Raw genomic sequence first — 1,547 nt, 5'->3', positions numbered from 1 at the left:
CGCCGGCCAGGCCGGGGTTGGCGGCTTCAATCTGCTGGGCGGCGCGCACGGCCACGCCGTCCACATCCGAGCCCACGAAGTGCCAGCCGTAGGCCCGCCGGCCGATGATGGGGTAGATGCAATTGGCCCCCACGCCCACGTCGAGCACGTCGATGTACTCGCCGGGCGGCAGCGTGCCGCCGTTGCTATCGGCCAGCAAGTCGGCCAGGTAATGAATGTAATCGGCCCGGCCGGGAATGGGCGGGCAGAGGTAGCCTTTCGGAATGTCCCAGTGCTCAACGCCGTAAAACTGCTTCAGCAGCGCCTGGTTCAGGGCTTTCACGGCGGCGGGGTCGGCGAAATCAATCGACAGGCTGCCGTAGGGGTTGGGCTTTACGAAGCGGGCGAGCGCCGGGCTGGCCTGGCTCAGTTGCGGAAAATCGTAGGGCGCGCGGTGCGGGTTGCGCGGGTGCAGCTGGTCTTTCTCGGCCGGTAGGGCAGGCGCGGCAGGCGGCGGGGTAGGGGAGGGTTTTTTCATAAGTTGATAGCACGAAATAATACGTTATGCAGAGCGCAGCGCAGCATCTCGCGTGGGGTCATAATGCAATCGTTGGGTTCACTACTGCACGCGAGATGCTGCGCTGCGCTCTGCATGACGGGCGGCGCTAAGAGGTTTTATACAGGTACCACCCTTCGCCCAGTGGCCGCAGCACGATGACGCCGTTGGGCGACATGGCCGGTAGCTGCGCGGCCTCGGGCTGGTAGAGCAGGCCCACCGAACTGGTGGTTTTGCCACCAATCACGAAGGCCAGGCAACTGCCGCAGTCGGTGGCCCGACGCGTGACGCGGCCCAGAAACAGCCGCCGTAGCAGCGTGTGCACGGTGGGGTCGGCGTTGGCGGCCTGCTCGGCGGCGGGTTCATCGGGGCCGGGTGGGGTGGGGAAAAATTTGCCGGTCTGCACCCGGCGCAGCAGCTTCTGAAAATCGGGGCGGTGGCGCTGGAAGTGGGCGGCGATGTCGGCGTCGGCGCTGGTCCAGAGGCGCAGGTTGCCTATCGTGAAGGCGTGGCTGGCGTCGGGGTGCTTGCGGTCGTAGTCGGCAATCTCGGCTTTGGGAAGGCCGGTGAGCAGGGCTACCATGGGCGGGCCTAGGTGCGTCATGGCCAGCGAGCGAATGGCGCCCAGCTTCCAGCCCGTGCTGTCGTGCCGGAAGTGCAGGTAAAAATCGCGCCGCTGGGCCGAGTCGCGCAGCTCCACTGCCACCACGGCCGTGGTCGAATCCTGCCCAATCAGCTCGCAGCGGCGGCGCTGGCCCGGCGGAATCTGCTGGCCCAGCGTCTGCTTTTTAGCCTGCCCGGCCACTTCGCAGCAGAGGTAGTCCTTCATTTCGGGCCAGCCGGCGGGGGCCACAAACTGCTCGGCAATGCGCAGCGGCGGCAGGACCGGCGGGGCCAGCGCGGCCCCGGTCAGCCACGGCAGAAGCAGCAGGAGTAAGTATTTCATCCAAAAGCTAACCGGGAAATGACGACGATGATTCCGGCCGCCGCTAGCGGCGCGGGGCCGGGCCCT

General features: G+C 66.6%; 2 protein-coding genes. Both read right to left on the bottom strand.

Features of this window, described 5'->3' with window-relative positions; translation table 11 throughout:
• On the bottom strand, window positions 1-517 hold a 517-nt coding region (locus tag ACYVDE_RS22430; protein WP_460503756.1), incomplete at its 3' end, for an RlmF-related methyltransferase.
• A 127-nt stretch (window positions 518-644) separates the two neighbouring features.
• Entirely contained in the window at window positions 645-1,481 is an 837-nt protein-coding gene (locus ACYVDE_RS22425; RefSeq protein ID WP_460503755.1) for a hypothetical protein, read from the bottom strand.
• Window positions 1,482-1,547 lie beyond the last annotated feature (66 nt).

This window comes from Hymenobacter agri, from assembly GCF_054778495.1.
The sequence above is the reverse complement of the archived record's forward strand: the minus strand, read 5'-3'. Positions and strand labels throughout refer to the sequence as shown.